Source organism: Vibrio sp. SCSIO 43086, assembly GCF_051132235.1.
In the GTDB taxonomy this organism is placed as follows: Bacteria; Pseudomonadota; Gammaproteobacteria; order Enterobacterales; family Vibrionaceae; genus Vibrio; species Vibrio diabolicus.
This window is the reverse complement of the sequence record NZ_CP072677.1, coordinates 382,368-401,273: the sequence shown is the minus strand read 5'-3', so window position 1 is coordinate 401,273 and position 18,906 is coordinate 382,368. Positions and strand designations below refer to the sequence as shown.

Below are 18,906 nucleotides of genomic sequence, written 5' to 3'. Positions count from 1 at the left end.
TTTTCATTACTCACTAAATCGACTCATTGTCGACTTTCAGCCTCTAACTTCATTGCCAAATAAGCTTGGTCAGCAGAAACCAATTCAGGACGGTTAATCAACTTCCAGAGGAAATATGGTGGGATTAAAAATACGATGAAGTAGAGAGATTCATGGAAGAAAACATCGGCTATCGTTTGCTGATGCTCCCAAAGTGCCGTCAGTGCAAAGAGCTCTAACATCACGCCTAATACGCCAAAGACGACAGAGACAACAATCGCTAAACCCAGTAGTTCTCTAATAAAGTGCTTGTATGCCATGATACTAATTCCTTCTAGCAATAAGTCATACTAACTTACGCTCATAAGAACGAAGCCAGCTTGACTATCATCAAACTCCCCTCATCACAGTTAAGAACTTAGTTTTATAAAAAAGGACTTGTATATAGCGCCATTGAAGATTGACCTCTCTATCACAATACAATGACATCATTTCTCGACTTTGAGACTAGCCTTTTACATTTATCAGCAGTGTAAACAAGAGGTCATAATGAAAAAATATACCTACCCTTTACTTGCCATCTCAGGCGGTCTTTTATTGACGGGCTGTGGTAGCGACGACTCTTCATCCGATACAGAAGCAGCCACTTTTTCTCTCAGCGTTTCCGATGCGCCTGTCGACGATGCCAACAAAGTTGTCTTAGCGTTTAAAGATGTTGTCCTTGTACCATTTGACCCAGAAACTGGCGAACAAACTGGAGAACATATTCTGTTAGATGTTAGTGACAATGGAGCACTACACCAAGTTGATCTAATGGAATATCAGGGAAGTAACGCTAAAACGATCATTAGCGAGCAAGACATCGCTCCTGGTGATTATGCTATGTGTGTGTACGCTAAAGACGGCAAACAATTAAACGATACAACGCTGTCATACGTAGAGAAGACAGACGGCAACATCAAAGGCTTAGTTGTGCCTAGCCGAGGCAGCTGTTTTGGTTTTAAACCAGATACGAGCGATCAAGGTCGCTTGAAGTTTTCGCAAAAAGGTCAGTATGTAAAAGTTCATACTGGTCATAATAGCTATGTTGTCGAGTTTGATTTGCGTAAAGGCCTGGCAGATCCAACAGGCAAAGATTACATGAACATGAACTCTAATGCGGTAAGCTTAGTAAACGCATCAGAATCAGGTCATATCGGTGGTGAAGTCAGCGAAATTCAGTATCAAGCGTGTGAAGCAGACAGTGCAGCATCAAATGCAATAAATGACGTTCCTGCCGTTCACTCAGTCTATCTTTACGCAGGTTCGATGGATCGCTCAACCATGGGCGATATGGGCACGATGGAACCACTCCAAGCGCCAATTGCAGTAGCTAACGTGAATGAATCGCAAGACGAAGAAGGTAATACAACCTACAGCTACGAGTTTGGTTACATTGGCCCAGGCACCTACAGTATTGGGTACACCTGTACCACGTATGTTGATACACCAGATAACCATGAAACATCAGAAGATGGCTTCCTGATTTATCAACATTACACACCTGTTGATGTGGTCGAAGGTGAGCATACAGAGCAAGATATTAATCCTATCCTATAGCTCTCGTCTTATCGAAAGCCGCTCACACGATGAGCGGCTTTTTGACTATTATTTTAATCCGATAAGTAATACTGAACTGTTGAGACCACTCGTACTTTCTTAATGTAAGGCGTGTTGCTATCTCGGTCATAAATCGAGAACTGCCCTTGCGTGGCACGTTTGATCTTACCCAGTGAACTCTGTGAGTCTTTGGCAAACTTTTGCGCCACTTCGCGGGCGTTTTTGGTCGCCTCTTCAATCATGTCTGGCTTTACATCATTTAGCTTAGTAAAGCTGTACTCAATGCGGTTCGCGTACGGGTCCTGATTCAGCAGTACGCCTTGTTTTCCTAGCTCACCAATCTCATTAATTGCCGCTCGAACCACATCGACACTTTGACTATAAACCGTAACCGTCCGCGAGGCTAAATAACGAAACTCGATATCTTGCTCACTCCCGTATTGCTGTGCTTTTCGGTCAATGACAGCAGGAGAAGAAAGGGAAACGCTCGTTTCAGGGAGCCCTTTGGCACTTAAGAAATCCAGAATCAAACGCGTTTGCTGATCGATGTCATCAAACATAGCCCCCATATCATTACTCGCTAAGGTGAACTGAATTGGCCAGATCACTGTATCGGCAGAGTACTCTCGTTCAGACAATCCCTTTACCGTTACCACTCGTTCATAGGCTTTGTATTTGACTGCCGTTTGCTGAATAAAAAAGCCCAATACTCCTAAACCAATTATCAGACACAGCCCGAGCCATATTGACGCTCTATTGGAAATCTTCTCCATTCATCCCCCTAATTTCGCCAAAAGTAACAATTCGTCGTATCGATAACATAGCTCAACTATGGCCAGAAAATGGCGACCTAAAGCCAAGTTTTTGTCATATCGTTCGAAATGGTAAATAGAATAAATTACAATTGAACGGCGTTTTATTGTAAGTTTTAAGATTATGTTGAAAATAAAATGGCTGGTAGTTCTGAGCGGATTATTTGTCTCAACGGCTTGTTTGAGTACTGACGACTTAGTAATGGATGACAACTCAACACAAGAACCCCAAGCGGGTATGTGCGATGAAGATCAATGCGAAGGGAAACGCTTTGATGGTCGCATTCTGCTAGACAATGAGCCGACCAAACAGGTCTTGAGCTCACTAGAAAGTCTCGGTGAAACGCTCAACTCTCTGAGTATCCTGATGTTTGCTGGCGACAAAACGTAACGCTAATACGTCCCTATCCCCTCGCCTTTGGTCAACAAAGCTTCACCAGTTTGTCACCAAAGGCTCATGGATTTGTCTCTGAACTGTCATCTGTAATTTCTACTATCCGATCAGCCACTTGTACGCTGAGGTAAATATGGATAGTTCGACCCCTTTTCGTCTCCCTCGTAAAACGCCGTTTGGCATTGGTGAAAACGTTGCAGAATGGGCAACAGGTTTAAGTCAGCTCGATAAATTCTACGCCCAACGCCCCGTGAATGCGGATACCAAAACTTTCTTGCGATTTACGCTGGATATTTTGGGGATCGACTATCGCATTGCCCATGGTTCGCTCGACGCAGTGCCAAAGCAAGGCGCAACCGTCATTGTGGCGAATCACCCTCTCGGTTGTGTTGAAGGCGTGATTCTCGCCGAGCTACTATTGATGATACGAGACGATATCCAAATTTTAGCGAATCAGTACCTAAAAACCGTACCAGAGCTCGACCAACTTTTTATTGGTGTCGACGTATTCGAAGGCAAAGACGCCGTCAAATCGAATATGAAGGCCCTCAGAGCAGCCAACAAACACCTTTCGAATGGCGGCTTGTTATTGGTTTTCCCTGCGGGTGAAGTGTCGCAGTTAGTGGATGCCAAACAACAGCGTTTAGAAGACAAAGAATGGAGCCGCAGTGTCAGTGCGTTAATTCGTAAGAACAAAGCCGCCACTGTTCCCGTCTTCATTCGTGGGCAGAACTCAAAACGCTTCTACATGGCAGGTAAAATCCACCCTCTTTTACGCACCTTGATGTTAGGAAGAGAGCTGCTCAACAAGAGCGCAAAAACCATTGAGTTGTCCTTTGGGCAAGCAATCAAGTTTAAAGAACTCAATAACCTCAACGATGATCAGGTCGTCAATTATCTGAGGCTTAACACCTACCTGCTTAACCGCGATGTAAGTGCCACTCAGCAAACGGTCTCAGACAATGATCTCTTACCTATTGCAGCAGGGTTACCCATAGGCCAATTGCTTGAAGAGCTGCACAGCTTACCGTCAGAAACCCAATTGCTTCAAAGTGGCGAGTTCGACGTATATTGCGCCAGCGCGCAGCAGATCCCATCTCTCCTGCATGAAATTGGCCGCTTGCGAGAACATAATTTCCGTCAAGTTGGCGAAGGGACTGGACAAGCGATAGACATCGATCATTTCGATCATGATTACCTGCACCTATTTGTGTGGGATCGTGAGAACCAATGCATGGTAGGTGCTTACCGTCTTGGATTAGTTGATCAATTATTGGCGAAATATGGCGTAGAAGGATTGTATTCGCGCACCTTATTCAACTATGACCAAGGCTTTCTCGATCAAATGGGCAAGTCGATTGAAATGGGTCGCTCTGTGATTGCCGAGCAATATCAAAAAAGCATGAGTGCCCTACTCTTACTCTGGAAAGGCATAGCGACTTTTGTCCATCAACATCCCGAATACACGCACTTGTTTGGCCCAGTGAGCATCAGCAACGATTACAGCCATACCGCGCGTCAGTTGCTGGCACAATCGATGACCCTACACCACTACGACAACGACTGCGCCGAATACGTCACTCCGTCAAATCCACTGCCAGAAACCAACTTAAACTGGAATACCAGCATGCTAACCGCATTGGGAGATTTACAGTTGCTATCTCGCGTGATCGCTCGAATTGACGAAGGCAAAGGCGTTCCGGTATTACTGCGCCAATATTTGAGTTTGAATGGTAAGTTGGTGTGTTTTAACGTCGATCCGGCGTTTAACAACGCACTGGATGGATTGATTATGGTGGATTTACGCGATGTGCCTGAGAAAACGCTTGCACGTTACATGGGCAGTGAAAACGCGCGCGAGTATTTAGCTCTGAATAATTAACCGTCGTCGGAGGTATCGCGCTGCTCAAAATCGCTCTAAACAACACAACGCGAGCAGCGTGATGCGTTATTTACCCATAAGACATTAAAAACAAAGTGTTTAGTTAAACTCATCGCAAAAAGGCCAGTCATCTCAAGCTTTAATCCACAAAACGCCAACATCGCACAAACGTTCACGTTATAAACTTTCACAAAACCTCAAAATAGTCACAGATCACATTTTCAATCAAACCTAACGTCAAACAAAATGTGACATTGATCATTTCGAGTATTTAATTTGAGTTGAAAAAGAAATTAAAGGTGATCTTAATCACAATGAATTTTAATTTTATATTTGTCAGAAGGTCGAATTGATCACTAATATTTTTATTGACAGATTTGAAAGTCATTTTTTGTTATTAAGTTACATATCAATTAATTGATCATCATCACTTAAAAAATGCTTTTCATCCGAAGAAATGCGGGGGTTGATCACGAAAAACCCGTCGTCAGTTCCAATTGGAAAATGTGTGGTAAATTGATTGGGTACTAAGCAATCAAACAAGCGGTTTTGGCGAACCGTTTACGACAACATATTCATCAGAACATCGAACGGGGAATTGTTATGATATCACCAGATGCCAAGATCAAGATACAAAATTTTGGTCGTTTTCTGTCAAACATGGTAATGCCTAACATCGGCGCGTTTATCGCGTGGGGCTTTATCACTGCTCTATTTATCCCAACCGGATGGCTACCAAATGAGACGTTAGCTTCCATGGTTGGTCCTATGATCACTTACTTGCTGCCACTACTGATCGGTTACACCGGTGGTAAATTAGTGGGCGGCGATCGCGGCGCGGTCGTTGGTGCAATCACAACTATGGGCGTGATTGTCGGTACCGACATCCCAATGTTTATGGGTGCAATGATGGTCGGCCCAATGGGCGGCTGGGCTATCAAAAAATTCGATAACTACATCGACGGTAAAGTAAAAAGCGGTTTCGAGATGTTGGTGAACAACTTCTCTGCGGGCATCATTGGTATGCTGTGCGCCATTTTGGCTTTCTTCCTTATCGGTCCATTTGTCAAAGTGCTTTCAGGCGCATTGGCAGCAGGCGTAAACTTCCTTGTTTCAGCGCACCTTCTGCCACTGACTTCTATTTTTGTTGAGCCAGCGAAGATCCTGTTCCTAAATAACGCGATCAACCACGGCATCTTCTCTCCACTGGGTATTCAGCAAGCGTCTGAAACTGGTCAATCGATCTTCTTCTTGATCGAAGCGAACCCAGGTCCTGGTCTAGGTATTCTGCTGGCTTACATGGTGTTTGGTAAAGGTACGGCTCGTCAAACGGCAGGTGGTGCATCCATCATCCACTTCTTCGGCGGTATCCACGAGATTTACTTCCCTTACATCCTAATGAACCCTCGCCTAATCCTTGCGGCTATCGCAGGTGGTATGACGGGCGTATTCGTTCTAACTATGTTTAACGCAGGTATCGTTTCTCCAGCATCACCAGGCTCAATCTTCGCAATCTTGTTGATGACTCAGAAAGGTTCAATCGTTGGTGTACTAGCGTCTATCGCAGCAGCAACAGGTGTGTCATTCGCCGTAGCAGCACTGCTAATGAAGACACAAACGTCAACAGAAGAAGACGGTGATGAAGCAGCACTAGAAAAAGCAACATCACAAATGAAAGACATGAAATCTGCATCTAAAAACGATGCGGTGGTAAACAGCCAAAGCAAAGGTGACGTAGACCTAGCGACAGTACAAAGCATTATTGTCGCTTGTGATGCGGGCATGGGCTCTAGCGCAATGGGCGCGAGCATGCTACGCAAAAAGGTTCAAGACGCAGGTCTGAACATCCACGTAACCAACCTTGCCATTAACAGCTTACCAGAGAGTGCAGATATCGTGATTACTCATAAAGACTTAACGGATCGTGCACGTAAACATGCTCCAAACGCACACCACATTTCATTGACGAACTTCCTAGACAGCGAAATGTATAACCAGCTAGTCACCAAGTTACTGGCAGCACAAAACCAATCCGCAGCCAATGACGACCAAATGGTGAAAGTGTCAGTCATGGCGGCGAACGACGACTGCTTTGAGCCACAGCAAACGTCGGTATTCCAAATCCAGCGTGAGAACATTCACCTAGGTTTGAAAGCAGCCAACAAAGAAGAAGCCATTCGCTTTGCGGGCAACAAATTGGTTGAACTTGGCTACGCAGAACCAGAATACGTAGACGCGATGTTTGAGCGTGAAGCGTTGGTTCCAACTTACCTTGGCGAGTCTATCGCGGTTCCTCATGGCACCGTAGAAGCGAAAGACCGCGTGAAGAAAACTGGCATTGTAATCTGCCAATACCCATCGGGTATCCAATTTACTGAAGATGACGACGATGTCGCGAAACTGGTTATCGGCATTGCCGCTAAGAACGATGAGCACATCCAGGTAATCACCACCATAACGAACGCGCTCGATGAGCCGGAAGCAATTGAGAAGCTAACCAGCACCAACGATGTAGAAGAAATTCTTAACATCCTTGGCGGCCAGCAAGCGGCTTAATTACTCCTTTAATTTGCTCCTGAGGCAAATGAGGTCAGCTGTCACCCCCTATGCGGTTGGCCTCACCCTAGTTTCGTAAGTCAACATTTTCAGATATTGGTAGGTAAGAATTATGAAAAACGCAGTTCATTTTGGTGCAGGTAACATCGGTCGTGGTTTCATCGGTAAACTCTTAGCAGACGCAGAAGTCGAGGTCACTTTCGCTGACGTTGATGCGCCGTTGGTAGACCAGCTCAGCCACAAACAAGAATACAAAGTGAAAGTCGTGGGCACCGAGTGCCAAATCGACACTGTTACCCACGTCACAGCCGTAAACTCAGCCAGTGATGACGTGATTGATCGCATCGTCAAAACCGATTTAGTTACCACAGCGGTCGGTCCAAACGTATTAGATATCATCGCGAAAACCATCGCGAAAGGCATCGCCAAACGTTTTGAAGCTGGCAATGACGCGCCACTTAACATCATCGCCTGTGAAAATATGGTGCGTGGTACCACACACCTAAAAGGTGAGGTGTACAAACACTTGGATGAATCACTGCACACAAAGGCAGACGAGTTGGTTGGCTTTGTTGATTCAGCGGTAGACCGCATAGTACCACCAGCAGAAGCCGCCAACGATGACCCATTGGAAGTGACTGTTGAAAGCTTCAGCGAATGGATTGTCGATGAGCAACAGTTCAAGGGCGACATCCCAAACATTGCTGGCATGGAAAAAACCAACAACCTAATGGCATTCGTAGAACGTAAGCTGTTCACCCTAAACACAGGTCACTGCATTACCGCTTATTTAGGTTGTTTGAAAGGGCACCGTACCATTCGTGAAGCAATTGAAGACCCAAGCATTCATGCCGAAGTAAAACAAGCAATGCACGAAAGTGGTGAAGTGCTTATCAAACGTTACGGCTTCGACCGTGACATGCACAACGCTTACATCGAAAAGATCCTAGGACGCTTTGCCAACCCATATTTAGTGGATGAAGTGGATCGCGTTGGACGACAACCAATTCGTAAATTGGGTGCAAATGATAGATTAGTGAAGCCATTACTCGGTACAATTGAGTATGGCACTGAAAATCAAACACTTTTGAAAGGGATCGCGGCGGCGTTGAAATACACCAACGACACCGACCCACAAGCGGTGGAACTACAAACCTCATTAAAAGCCGTGGGCGTAAAGAAAACGCTAGCAACGTACACTGGCCTGGCTGAAGACAGTGTTGAAGTGGATCAAATCGAAGTGATTTACCACCAGCTTTAATCGAATCAAGGGGAGCTCTGCTCCCCATAAATATAATTTTAAACAGTTACTCAGTATATGGCAGATAACATCAACGAAACCGAGATCATTGAACGATTAAACAGCGCGCCATCGGTACGAGGCTTTTTTATTGCAGCAGTCGATGTGTTCAACGATTCCATCGACGGGCTAATACAAAGGATCTTTCGTAAAGATAACTTCGCCGTGCAATCGGTTGTTGGTCCCCTACTGCAAGACTCCGGACCGCTGGGCGATCTCTCCGTTCGTTTGAAACTCCTATTTGGCTTAGGCGTACTCCCAGACGATATTTATCATGATATTGAAGACATCATTAAGCTTAAAAACCGACTCAATAGCGATGCATCCGACTACGAGTTCACTGATCCAAATATTCTAGAGCCAATCAAAAAGCTACATCTGGTAAAGAAAATGGGCATGGTGCAATTAGAAGTCAACGAACCTGATGACGACATCGACCTTGAGTTTTATCAACTCCAACTTCAACGCCAGCAACAAATAATAAAATCAGGTCTCTCGCTCGCCATTGTCGAAATTTGCAATGAACTGGGCAAGGACAGCCCTTTTTAACCCAACCTCCGGCAAGGAACGCCTTCTCTACTAGCCTCTTTTCTTTGCGTATCCTTTCTGTATGACGTGCGTGAAAGCCATCACAGTCCATATTCGTATGTCTCTGTAATATCAGACCAATCTATCGCTGGTATTGAAACGGTATGGCATGCTTTCAATCGAAGACACTAAAACCAAATGGGCGTTTTTCCAGAAACACCATTGGGTATCTCCAGAATTTTCCCGCACTCCCGTACTTGAGTCGTGGGAGCGTTGCATAAAGCAATGCAGTCCTTACACCTGGTCAAAGCCACATATTGCCTCTGGATTTACCTTCTCATCTCTGATGAAACGCAACGAGCACCTCATCGAATGCGCCACGACCGTACTTGAAGACACTTACGACATGCTAGGAGACGAAGACCTGCTATTGATGGTGACTGACGGCAACGGCTGCGTTCTATCTGTTGTGGGACATGACTCAATGCAACAAGAGATGCAGGCGCTCGGTATTAAACAAGGCTGTTTTCTGTCTGAAGGGAAAATTGGCACAAATGCGGTCAATCTCTGTATTAGTACTCATATCCCGTGTGAAGTTTACGCAGCAGAACATTTCAATCGCCACTTACATCCTTATGCCTCTGTAGCTGCGCCTGTTTTCGACCAGTTTGGCAAGTTACGCGGCACAACATGCCTTCTCAAAAAAGCAGAGAGCTATAAGAAAGAAAACTTAGTCATCATCGCGTCGAGCGCGAAAGAAGTCAGTTTGCAAATCCATATTCAGTCGGAACAAGAAAACATTAACCGCCTCACTTGTGCGCACAACGCAACGTTAGAATGCATGGATGATGGCCTTCTGGCCTGGGATGAAGAAAGCCGTATTACCATGGTAAATCATCAATCAGAGCGTTTGTTAAACATTGAAGCCAGTCAGGTTTTGGATAAAGAAGTCTTTTCTGTTTTACGTTTCCCGCCGAATGTCCTCAATAGTCTTGAGTCGGGTGCAAGCATCAACCGCAAGCTCACAACGGTAGAGGTTCGTGGCGAGTTTGTTGAAGCGATCATTACCTTGCGTCCACTCAACGACGGCACGCACTTATTGTTTTTGCACCCCATCGATAAAATTCGCGAACTTGCTCAACAACAAATAGGTGGCAGTGCGCGCTATACATTCAGCACTTTGCCTGTTATTTCACGAAAAATGAAGCACGTCATTACCGTGGCAAAACGGGCCATAAAGTCCAAATCACCGATTCTAATTACAGGTGAAGAAGGTGTAGGAAAAGCCACTCTCGCCATGGCGATTCATAACGAAAGCACCTACAAAGAAGGGCCGTTCATTACGCTCAACTGCCGCTCCATCAATACAGAGCAACTGGTCAAAGAAACTCTGGGATACGACGAGGGACAAGGCATGCCCTCTAAGTTTGAACTCGCCCATGGCGGCACGCTCTTTTTGGAAAAGGTGGAATATCTGTCACCCGATTTACAAGCCGTGCTACTTAAGTTGTTAAAAACTGGGCTCGTCAGCCGCAGCGACAGTTTGCGATTGATCCCCGTAGACTTTCAACTTATTACCAGCACCGCTTCAGAGATCAGCGAGTATGTAATTCAGCGCTCATTTGGTCGGCAACTTTATTATGAAATCTCCTCGAACGAGCTACATATTCCACCACTACGAAAGCGTAAAGAAGACATTGAATTTCTCGTCCAGCAGCTTATCAGCCATTATGAACGCCGCCACAATGTGACGATCTCGATAGAGCCAGTCGCACTGGAAGCGTTGATGAATTTTCGTTGGTCAGGTAATAACTCCGAATTAAGAAACCGAACTGAGCGAATCTTGCTGAACCGCAGTTCCAACTTAATCAAGCTGAACGATATTCCTGAAGACATTAAACTGAATTCTCGCCATACCGCAGAAAATACGCCAGTAATCACGTTAGAAGAAGCCGAGAGAAGAGCTATCGTTCAGGCTTGGAATCAGTGTGATGGCAAAATGCATGATATGGCGAGAGCATTGCAAATTGGCCGCACGACCCTATGGAGAAAAATTAATAAGTTTGGGCTGCAGGAACAAATGAAGCTGTATTAAGCCAAGAGTGAGTCCCACAACAAAAGCAAGACCGGCGTAAGCACGCCGGTATAGATGTACTAACGACAAGATGTCGATTAAACATCAACAGACAACTGACGAATCTGCGCTTTTAGTCCCGGTAGCAGACTCGAACTGGCGCTGAATTTTCGCAACCCCACGCGAAGCAATGTTTCTGTGGCATTTGGATCGCCTGCCATCTCACCGCACATACTGACCGGTATGCCCGCGCGATCGCCTGCTGCACAAGTGAGTTCAATGGCTTTTAGTACCGATGGTTCAAAGTAGTCCACTAATTCAGCAACGGCGGCGTTGCCTCGATCGGCAGCCATAACATATTGAGTCAAATCATTGGTGCCAATAGAGAAAAAGTCGACTTCTTGTGCTAACGCATCAGCATTTAATACCGCGGCGGGTACCTCAATCATAATACCGACAGGCAAATGAGTCGCATCCAAGCCGAGTTGGTTTGCTTGATGCGCCAACAGCGCTTTTACTTTTCTCACTTCTTCAACCTGAGCCACCATCGGTATCATCAATTGAATATTCGGTTGCTCGTGAAAGGCTCTCAGAATGGCTCGAAGTTGGGCTGTAAACAATGACTCATGTTGAAGGCACAACCGCACCCCTCTCAGACCTAAAAATGGATTATCTTCCGCTGGCATAGGATAAGCGGCTAAAGGCTTATCACCGCCAACATCTAGACTACGAATCGTAAGTGGCTTATCGCCAAGTGCGGCAGCAATATCACGATACACTTGATATTGCGCTTCCTCAGTCGGCAACTCATCACTGTTTTGAAATAGAAACTCAGTCCGGAATAGACCAACGCCCTCAGCTCCTGATGTTAGTGCATCATCAATATCTTTCGGTCCACCAATATTGGCGAATACTGGAATATGGACACCATCACAGGTGACTGCGGCTTGCTGAGCACTCGCTAGTGCACTTTGTCGGATGCTTTGCCACTCAATTTGCTGAGCTTCTAATTCCTGCTGTACGGCATCTGAAGGAGAGAACCATAAATGTCCTCGGAAGCCATCAATAGTCACCACTTGACCAGCACACACAGCATCAAGACAGCCCTGAGCTTTAACGATGGCTGGAATCCCCATCGCACGAGCAAGAATCGCACTGTGAGAGGTTTTCCCTCCTTCACTCAAACAGATACCAAGCACTTTCGATTTATCAAGCCCGGCCACATCAGAAGGCATCAGGTCACGGGCCAACAAAATACTCGGTTCCTGAATGTCGATGGCATTAGGCGTTACGCCTGTCATTTCAACCATAACTTGGCGTGCGATATCATGCACATCAGCTTCGCGTTCCCGCATGTACTGACTTTCAGCCTGGCGAAACTCGTCGGCTAACGTTTGCAGTGATTCTACCCAAGCTTGCTCGGCTATCATGCCCGTTTGAATTCGCGACTCAACCGATGCCCATAACTCTGGGTCACTGAGCATCATGCTATGAGCAGAAAATATTTCCCCTTTCGGCTGCTTCGCTTGCTCCTGCAAATGTTGAACAACCACGCCTATCGCACGCTTAACCCGTTCAATTTCATCTTGTTCACTTTGGAAATCACGTTCAGGCACTGCTGGCATTTCATGAGTAAAAAGGACAACTGGAGCAGTAGCGATACCGTCATTGACTCGAATACCAACAACAGCACCTTCAATCTGACTTGAGGCCATATCATCGAGCAAAGTATCCGAGCTTTCTTCAGGTTCGATAATGCCTTGCTCAACCGCATCTTTTTCTCCGAAGTGCTCACTAGCTAAGGCTTCAAATGCCTTGATTGCTTCACTAGATTGAGAGCCGAGTGCGCACAGCGTGATCGTCTCTTGGCTACGAACACCAAGTTTCGCAATGCTGTTTAAGCTTTTCGCGTTTACACGGCGCTCGCCTTTTTTCAACCATAATTGGCAGTCAAAAGGCGCGAGTGCACCAACAATGGCCGCAGCGGGACGAGCATGTAATCCATGCGGATTTTGCACTACCCAATCAAATGTCCGTTCTTGCTCAAAGTTCTCTGATACTGGCGCTATCTCAGCGGATGTTAGTGGCTGATCACCAAGGTGCTCCCGTTTTACGCTTAACGCATTCTGTGCCTCTTCGACTACCGTCGATAAAGGTAGCCCGGCAGCAGCAGCCACCGACGCCGCCATGGTCCCTTCAACAATGGGGGCCGAGATAAGGGTGACATTTTCCCTCACATGATCACCAATCAGATCCAGAGCCATTTCCGTGCTAAGCAACGCGCTGCCAAGATCCATCAACACAACAACCCCTTGTTGATCATGTACCTGCTCAATCGCTTCCATCACGGCTATGGCATCGGTTCCGATCGGGTTCTCTGGATCATCAATCCCAGCCGCAATCGCAAGCTTGGCTTTGCCTTGCGTCATTTGGGTGGCAAGTTCGGCCACCCCTTCCGCAAGGCGACGACTATGAGATACAACTACAATTCCCACCATCTTAATTACCTGCTATTGCCTGCTGTAGTGCTTTAATCATTAACAAAGAAGAGGTTGCGCCGGGGTCTTGGTGACCAATACTACGTTCACCTAAATAGCTTGCTCGCCCTTTTTTCGCCAACATTTCAATCGTGGCAACCGCGTTCGTTTCTGCTAGCTCAACCATTTCATTCAATAAATGGTCAGCGCTCATACCATTTTCTAACGATGCCTTCACGCTAACTAAAACGGGTAACCAAACATCACACATGGTTTTATCACCCAGTTCCGCTTTACCACGAGACACCACGCCATCCACACCGCTTTTTAGTGCATCCACCAACTCTTCAAACGTTAATTGCTCTCGAGTTCCGACAGCGGCAGCCGTGCGAATAAACAGCGTGCCATAAAGCGGGCCACTTGCCCCACCGACACTAGAAAGCAAGGTCATGCCCGTATTCTTGAGAATGCTGCCGATATTTTGGTCCGCAAATTGCGGCAGTTTTTCCGCGACTTTTTTAAAGCCTCGGTTCATATTGAGACCATGGTCTGCGTCACCAATATCACGATCAAGGTCGGTCAGAAAATCTTGATTCTCTTGATACGTTTTTGCACATAGCTCTAACCAGTGAACGATATGTTGTTTTTCAATTTGCATGTTTGCTCCCCCCTGTTACCACTTGATCGCGGCCGTATCGACAGGAGCATCAAACAGCTCCAACATCTCTTTATCTGCCTTCAGCAACGTAATTGAAACGCCTTCCATATCGAGTGATGTACAGAAGTTACCAACCATATTACGCACGATACGGAACCCTGCTTGCTCACAGTTATGAGCAAGACGGCGGTACACTCCGTAAAGCTCTGAAGTTGGCGTACCGCCCATACCATTCACCATCACAATGTAGTCGTGTTCAGCAGCAAAAGGCTCAATGCTGGATTCCACTTCATCCCATTCACCTTCGTCACGATTCCAAATACGCAAAGTGCGCTGATAAGGTGTGTTTTCAGCAACTTCAGCAAACATTTCATCCACTAACGTATCGACGTCGGTGTATTTCACTCGCTTGATACCTGGTTCACCATGGATACCAACACCAAACTCCACTTCATCATCTTCCAGAACAAAAGATGGTTTACCCGCCGCTGGCACAACACAAGCATTAAGCGCCACGCCAAATGAACGACAGTGATTATTAACGCGACGAGCCAGTGCTTCACATTGCTCCAACGAATAACCTTTGTTCGCGGCAGCCCCAACTAACTTCTCAACCAATACCGTTCCAGCGACGCCACGGCGACCAGCGGTATACAGGCTGTCTTTGACTGCAACATCGTCATCCACCAACACCGACCCAACTTTGATGCCATCGGTATGAAGGAGCTCCACGGCCGTTTCAAAGTTCAACACGTCGCCGGTGTAGTTTTTAATGATAAACAGCACGCCCTCACCAGTATTCACTTGGTTACCACATTCGTACATTTGATCAGGCGTAGGTGAAGTAAATACCTCACCAGGGCAGGCACCTGTCAGCATGCCTTTACCAATAAAACCTGCGTGCAAAGGTTCATGACCACAGCCACCACCAGAAACCAATGCCACTTGCCCCGGCGTTTCCTCGTGCCACATGTAACGAGGCTCGTAGTTGGCTTTTAGCTCAGGGCGGGACAATGCTAGGCCCTCCATTTGCTGCAATACAACATCATCGACTTGGTTAATTAACTTTTTCATCGTTCTATCTCATTCCATTTATATTTTTATGTAGGGCATGAATTCATCTTAAACAGAGAAAAAACGTGCTCAACAAAAATCAATCCGTTTCATATTGAAACAACAACTTCGGTATTTTTGTTTCAATATGAAACGAAAAACGACGAATTCGCTTGAATAGTGATCGGCGCCATAAAGCATGGTGATGCTTATTACTTCTGACAGTCGGTTTGACACAGAGGTCATAAAGCATGGAACAAAACCAGAGATATCCTTCACCACTTACCTCACCAAACCTAATATAAACCTTATCGCTACAATGGATTTTCATTGCAGTCCAAAACACACATAAAAAAGGTTAAAGGTTTGAATTATGGACAAAATTATTATCAGCCCAAGCAAATACGTCCAAGGTGAACAAGTACTTACATCTATCGCTCACTATGTGAAAACATTGGGTGAACGTCCGTTAGTCATTGCCGATGAGTTCGTGACTAACCTGGTTGGTGATGACGTCAAACAAAGTTTTGCTGACGAAAAGCTTCCACTCACTATGAACATTTTTGGTGGCGAATGTTCGCGCGTTGAGATTGAACGCATCACGGACATTTGTGCGACTCAAAAACACGATGTCATTGTCGGTATTGGTGGTGGTAAAACCTTAGATACAGCTAAGGCCGTTGCGTTTTACACCAAAATTCCTGTCGTGGTGGTTCCTACGATTGCCTCGACGGATGCGCCAACCTCAGCGCTTGCGGTTATATACACGCCTGAAGGTGAATTTGCAGAATATTTGATGATCCCTAAAAACCCAGACATGGTCATCATGGATACATCAGTCATCGCCAAAGCCCCAGTTCGCCTACTGGTATCAGGGATGGGCGATGCGCTTTCCACCTACTTTGAAGCCAGAGCCAACATGACCTCTGGTAAGGCAACAATGGCTGGTGGTTTAGCGACACGTTCAGCGCAAGCTCTTGCGAAGCTCTGTTATGAAACCTTGCTTGAAGATGGTGTAAAAGCAAAAGCTGCGGTAGAAAATGGTGTGAGCACCAAAGCGGTAGAAAACATTATTGAAGCCAATACATACCTTAGCGGTATCGGTTTTGAAAGCAGTGGTCTAGCGGGTGCTCACGCTATTCATAACGGCCTAACTAAGCTTGAAGAGTGTCATCATCTCTATCATGGTGAGAAAGTCGCGTTCGGCACACTTGTTCAACTGGTGCTAGAAAACGCAGCGATGGAAGAGATTAATACGGTTCTCGCCTTCTGCCGATCGGTAGGTCTACCAACCAACTTATTTGATATGGGCGTTAAAGAGCTTAATCACGATAAGTTGCGCGAGGTCGCCGAAGCTTCAACGGCCGAGGGAGAAACCATCCACAATATGCCATTCCCAGTGACGGCAGAAAATGTCTACTCTGCAATCCTAACCGCTCATCAACTGGGTCAATAACCCAAATAACTTCAAACGAGTTTAAGTCTCCAAAGGCAAGCCAAGGCTTGCCTTTTATGCTTCAACTGACTTATCACTTCCATTGACACCTGCCGATGGCAACATCATAACAAACCGCGTCTTGTCTTTATCTGATGTTACTTTTATCTGTCCTTCATACGCTTGCACGATAGATTGGGTAATCGATAAACCTAGCCCTGCACCGACGCTACCTACATGTTGGCGAGACTTATCTGCGCGATAAAAACGGTCGAAAAGGTACGGTAAGTTTTGCTCGGCAATGGTATCACCTTGGTTGCTGACCGATATCGTCACCTGTTCATCAACCTCTTGAACGTCAATCACAATGGTTGAATCAGCATACGCATGACGAATCGCGTTGGAGAGCAAATTGCCCACCGCACGCTCAAACATGTTTTTGTCCATATAGAGCTGACCGTCGCCTGAACTCACGATTCGCACCTCGGCATCTTCGGCCAATATTTCAAAATACGCGACCAAGCGGTCAATTTCCTCCTGCACCGCAAACACTTCGTCATGACGATGAATGAGCTTGTTTTCAGCCTTGGCAATGTAGAGCAAATCGTTGATGGTTTTCGTGATGCGGTTGAGTTCTTCCAACGTTGAGGCAATCGCATCCTGATACTCTTCAGACGTTCGACACGCACCTAAAATGACCTGATTTTGCGTAGTAATGTTGGTGAGTGGCGTTTTTAACTCATGTGCTATATCAGAAGAAAACTCGCTCAAGCGGCGAAAACCAGTTTGCAACCTATCGAGCATCGCGTTGTGTTTGTTGGCTAACTCGCGCAGTTCTATTGGCAACGAATCGGGGTCGAGACGAATGCCCATCTGCTCTGGTGATATCTGTTGAATGTGCTGATTCAATCGCACAATCGGCTTCAACCCACGTTTTACCATCCAACCGCTCAACGCGGAAGAAATCACAAACGCCAAACCGAGCGCCCAAAACAAAATCCAGTCGAGCTTATCCAAAAACAAAATATGGTGGTTGATACTCATGCCGAGCACCACCTGATACTCCCCAGCTTGAAACGCAAACGCGCGAATATTCAGCGAGTCCTCACTCCATTCGATGGAGCGCTCGTGATTTAAAACTTGAGGTGAGCTAATGCTGTAGGCTCGGTTCTGAGGAATCGTCAGGCTCGAATTCTGATAGACGTTCTGCTTGCCTTCAAACACCCACATGTAGAGCGTGCTGTTATTCGCTTGCTTGAACACATCCTCTGGCGAGCGTTTTAACTCGTTCTCAATGGCATTGAACTTACTGGAAATATAGCTGAAATCTTGCGAATAAAAGTGGCGCTCAATGGCGTACTGTAGGATGAAAGCCAAAGAAAAATAGGTCACAAACGTCATACTAACAAACATCAGCACGAGCTTGTTTTTCATGGAAAAAGGCAGCGAGAACTTAGGCATCACGACTCTCTTCGAGTTTGTAGCCCATCCCTCTGACAGTGTGAATCAGTGGTCTATCGAACGGTTTGTCCACTTTGCTACGCAGACGTTTGACCGCCACATCAATCACATTGGTATCGCTGTCAAAGTTCATATCCCACACTAACGACGCAATGGTGGTACGTGAAAGTACTTGGCCAGTTTTGCGCATCAACAACTCAAGCAGGGCATATTCTTTGGCGGTAAGCGACATCGACTGCCCCGCGCGCGTGGCAACGCGTTTGATCATATCAAGTTCTAAATCTGCCACACGTAATGTTTGCGGCGATGCGACCACTTGCGCGGCAATATGATGACGAAATACGTTTTGAACACGCGCCAGTAGCTCTGCAAACGCGTAAGGTTTTACCACATAGTCATTGGCACCCAGCTCAAAACCGCGCACGCGATCTTCCACTTGCTCCTTCGCTGTCAGCATGATCACTGGAGTGTGAATCCCACTACTGCGCAATGTATTAAGCACCTGCCAACCATCGAGTTTAGGCAACATAATGTCGAGGAGGATTAAGTCATATTCTTCACTGGTAGCGTGATAAAGCCCATCGACCCCATCATGCACCAAATCCACCACATACCCAGATTCAATCAAACCTTTTTGCAGATATTCTCCGGCTTTGTGCTCATCTTCGACGATCAATATTTTCAAGTTCACTTACCTA

Annotated in this window: 15 protein-coding genes; 8 read left to right on the top strand and 7 right to left on the bottom strand. The window is 46.1% G+C overall.

The genetic code is table 11. The annotated features are described in order from the left end of the window. Positions 1–23 precede the first annotated feature (23 nt). Positions 24–299, bottom strand: a complete 276-nt coding sequence (locus J8Z23_RS01905) for a hypothetical protein (protein WP_005383040.1) — start codon at positions 297–299, stop codon at positions 24–26. 229 nt (positions 300–528) lie between these two features. Between J8Z23_RS01905 and J8Z23_RS01900 the strand changes: the two genes are divergently transcribed. Then, positions 529–1,578, top strand: a complete 1,050-nt coding sequence (locus J8Z23_RS01900; RefSeq protein ID WP_434634674.1) for a DUF4382 domain-containing protein — start codon at positions 529–531, stop codon at positions 1,576–1,578. 53 nt (positions 1,579–1,631) lie between these two features. Here the strand turns inward: J8Z23_RS01900 and J8Z23_RS01895 are convergent, their stop codons facing one another. Then, a complete protein-coding gene (locus tag J8Z23_RS01895) occupies positions 1,632–2,351 on the bottom strand; it encodes an SIMPL domain-containing protein (protein ID WP_006742751.1) in 720 nt (239 codons plus the stop codon). Positions 2,352–2,514: 163 nt separating this feature from the next. On the opposite strand from J8Z23_RS01895, the gene J8Z23_RS01890 reads away from it, so the two are divergent. The 6 genes from J8Z23_RS01890 (at position 2,515) to dhaR (ending at position 11,145) form a co-directional block, all read left to right on the top strand. Further along, positions 2,515–2,781, top strand: coding sequence for a hypothetical protein (locus tag J8Z23_RS01890; RefSeq protein WP_041852999.1), 267 nt, complete (start codon positions 2,515–2,517; stop codon positions 2,779–2,781). Between the two features lie 136 nt (positions 2,782–2,917). Further along, positions 2,918–4,666 (top strand): lysophospholipid acyltransferase family protein, encoded by a 1,749-nt coding sequence (locus tag J8Z23_RS01885; protein ID WP_434634671.1) that lies wholly within the window; start codon positions 2,918–2,920, stop codon positions 4,664–4,666. A 603-nt stretch (positions 4,667–5,269) separates the two neighbouring features. Beyond that, on the top strand, positions 5,270–7,222 hold the full coding sequence (locus J8Z23_RS01880) for a PTS mannitol transporter subunit IICBA (RefSeq protein WP_145473252.1): 1,953 nt from the start codon (positions 5,270–5,272) through the stop codon (positions 7,220–7,222). Between the two features lie 112 nt (positions 7,223–7,334). Then, positions 7,335–8,483 (top strand): mannitol-1-phosphate 5-dehydrogenase, encoded by a 1,149-nt coding sequence (locus J8Z23_RS01875; protein WP_434634668.1) that lies wholly within the window; start codon positions 7,335–7,337, stop codon positions 8,481–8,483. Between the two features lie 57 nt (positions 8,484–8,540). Next, positions 8,541–9,071, top strand: coding sequence for an MltR family transcriptional regulator (locus J8Z23_RS01870; RefSeq protein ID WP_012841150.1), 531 nt, complete (start codon positions 8,541–8,543; stop codon positions 9,069–9,071). Positions 9,072–9,219: 148 nt separating this feature from the next. Further along, on the top strand, positions 9,220–11,145 hold the full coding sequence (gene dhaR / locus J8Z23_RS01865; protein WP_434634664.1) for a dihydroxyacetone kinase operon transcriptional regulator DhaR: 1,926 nt from the start codon (positions 9,220–9,222) through the stop codon (positions 11,143–11,145). A gap of 77 nt (positions 11,146–11,222) precedes the next feature. Here the strand turns inward: dhaR and ptsP are convergent, their stop codons facing one another. From ptsP to dhaK, 3 genes are read right to left on the bottom strand one after another with little or no spacing between them, the layout of a single operon-like run. Continuing rightward, positions 11,223–13,622 carry a phosphoenolpyruvate--protein phosphotransferase gene (gene ptsP / locus J8Z23_RS01860; protein WP_434634662.1) on the bottom strand — a complete coding sequence of 800 codons (2,400 nt, stop codon included), beginning with the start codon at positions 13,620–13,622 and terminating at the stop codon, positions 11,223–11,225. Between the two features lies 1 nt (position 13,623). Next, positions 13,624–14,259 (bottom strand): dihydroxyacetone kinase subunit DhaL, encoded by a 636-nt coding sequence (gene dhaL, locus J8Z23_RS01855; RefSeq protein WP_005379705.1) that lies wholly within the window; start codon positions 14,257–14,259, stop codon positions 13,624–13,626. Between the two features lie 15 nt (positions 14,260–14,274). Further along, positions 14,275–15,333: a dihydroxyacetone kinase subunit DhaK gene (dhaK, locus tag J8Z23_RS01850; protein ID WP_005383055.1), complete on the bottom strand. Its 1,059-nt coding sequence runs from the start codon at positions 15,331–15,333 to the stop codon at positions 14,275–14,277. 352 nt (positions 15,334–15,685) lie between these two features. Here dhaK and J8Z23_RS01845 point away from each other — a divergent pair, with 352 nt between their 5' ends. Then, positions 15,686–16,768 (top strand): glycerol dehydrogenase, encoded by a 1,083-nt coding sequence (locus J8Z23_RS01845; protein WP_006742744.1) that lies wholly within the window; start codon positions 15,686–15,688, stop codon positions 16,766–16,768. A 54-nt stretch (positions 16,769–16,822) separates the two neighbouring features. Here the strand turns inward: J8Z23_RS01845 and J8Z23_RS01840 are convergent, their stop codons facing one another. Together J8Z23_RS01840 and J8Z23_RS01835 are read right to left on the bottom strand one after the other, a co-directional pair. Continuing rightward, on the bottom strand, positions 16,823–18,208 hold the full coding sequence (locus J8Z23_RS01840) for a heavy metal sensor histidine kinase (RefSeq protein WP_434634657.1): 1,386 nt from the start codon (positions 18,206–18,208) through the stop codon (positions 16,823–16,825). Continuing rightward, the gene (locus J8Z23_RS01835; RefSeq protein WP_005480575.1) at positions 18,201–18,893 is read right to left on the bottom strand and encodes a heavy metal response regulator transcription factor; all 693 of its coding nucleotides are present in this window, start codon (positions 18,891–18,893) and stop codon (positions 18,201–18,203) included. The genes J8Z23_RS01840 and J8Z23_RS01835 overlap by 8 nt, the downstream gene beginning before the upstream one ends. Positions 18,894–18,906 lie beyond the last annotated feature (13 nt).

Bases quoted from the DNA above. Each gene is read 5' to 3' on its own strand.
- J8Z23_RS01905 (WP_005383040.1), bottom strand. From the start codon at position 299: ATGGCATACAAGCACTTTATTAGAGAACTACTGGGTTTAGCGATTGTT.
- J8Z23_RS01900 (WP_434634674.1), top strand. From the start codon at position 529: ATGAAAAAATATACCTACCCTTTACTTGCCATCTCAGGCGGTCTTTTA.
- J8Z23_RS01895 (WP_006742751.1), bottom strand. From the start codon at position 2,351: ATGGAGAAGATTTCCAATAGAGCGTCAATATGGCTCGGGCTGTGTCTG.
- J8Z23_RS01890 (WP_041852999.1), top strand. From the start codon at position 2,515: ATGTTGAAAATAAAATGGCTGGTAGTTCTGAGCGGATTATTTGTCTCA.
- J8Z23_RS01885 (WP_434634671.1), top strand. From the start codon at position 2,918: ATGGATAGTTCGACCCCTTTTCGTCTCCCTCGTAAAACGCCGTTTGGC.
- J8Z23_RS01880 (WP_145473252.1), top strand. From the start codon at position 5,270: ATGATATCACCAGATGCCAAGATCAAGATACAAAATTTTGGTCGTTTT.
- J8Z23_RS01875 (WP_434634668.1), top strand. From the start codon at position 7,335: ATGAAAAACGCAGTTCATTTTGGTGCAGGTAACATCGGTCGTGGTTTC.
- J8Z23_RS01870 (WP_012841150.1), top strand. From the start codon at position 8,541: ATGGCAGATAACATCAACGAAACCGAGATCATTGAACGATTAAACAGC.
- dhaR (WP_434634664.1), top strand. From the start codon at position 9,220: ATGCTTTCAATCGAAGACACTAAAACCAAATGGGCGTTTTTCCAGAAA.
- ptsP (WP_434634662.1), bottom strand. From the start codon at position 13,622: ATGGTGGGAATTGTAGTTGTATCTCATAGTCGTCGCCTTGCGGAAGGG.
- dhaL (WP_005379705.1), bottom strand. From the start codon at position 14,259: ATGCAAATTGAAAAACAACATATCGTTCACTGGTTAGAGCTATGTGCA.
- dhaK (WP_005383055.1), bottom strand. From the start codon at position 15,333: ATGAAAAAGTTAATTAACCAAGTCGATGATGTTGTATTGCAGCAAATG.
- J8Z23_RS01845 (WP_006742744.1), top strand. From the start codon at position 15,686: ATGGACAAAATTATTATCAGCCCAAGCAAATACGTCCAAGGTGAACAA.
- J8Z23_RS01840 (WP_434634657.1), bottom strand. From the start codon at position 18,208: ATGCCTAAGTTCTCGCTGCCTTTTTCCATGAAAAACAAGCTCGTGCTG.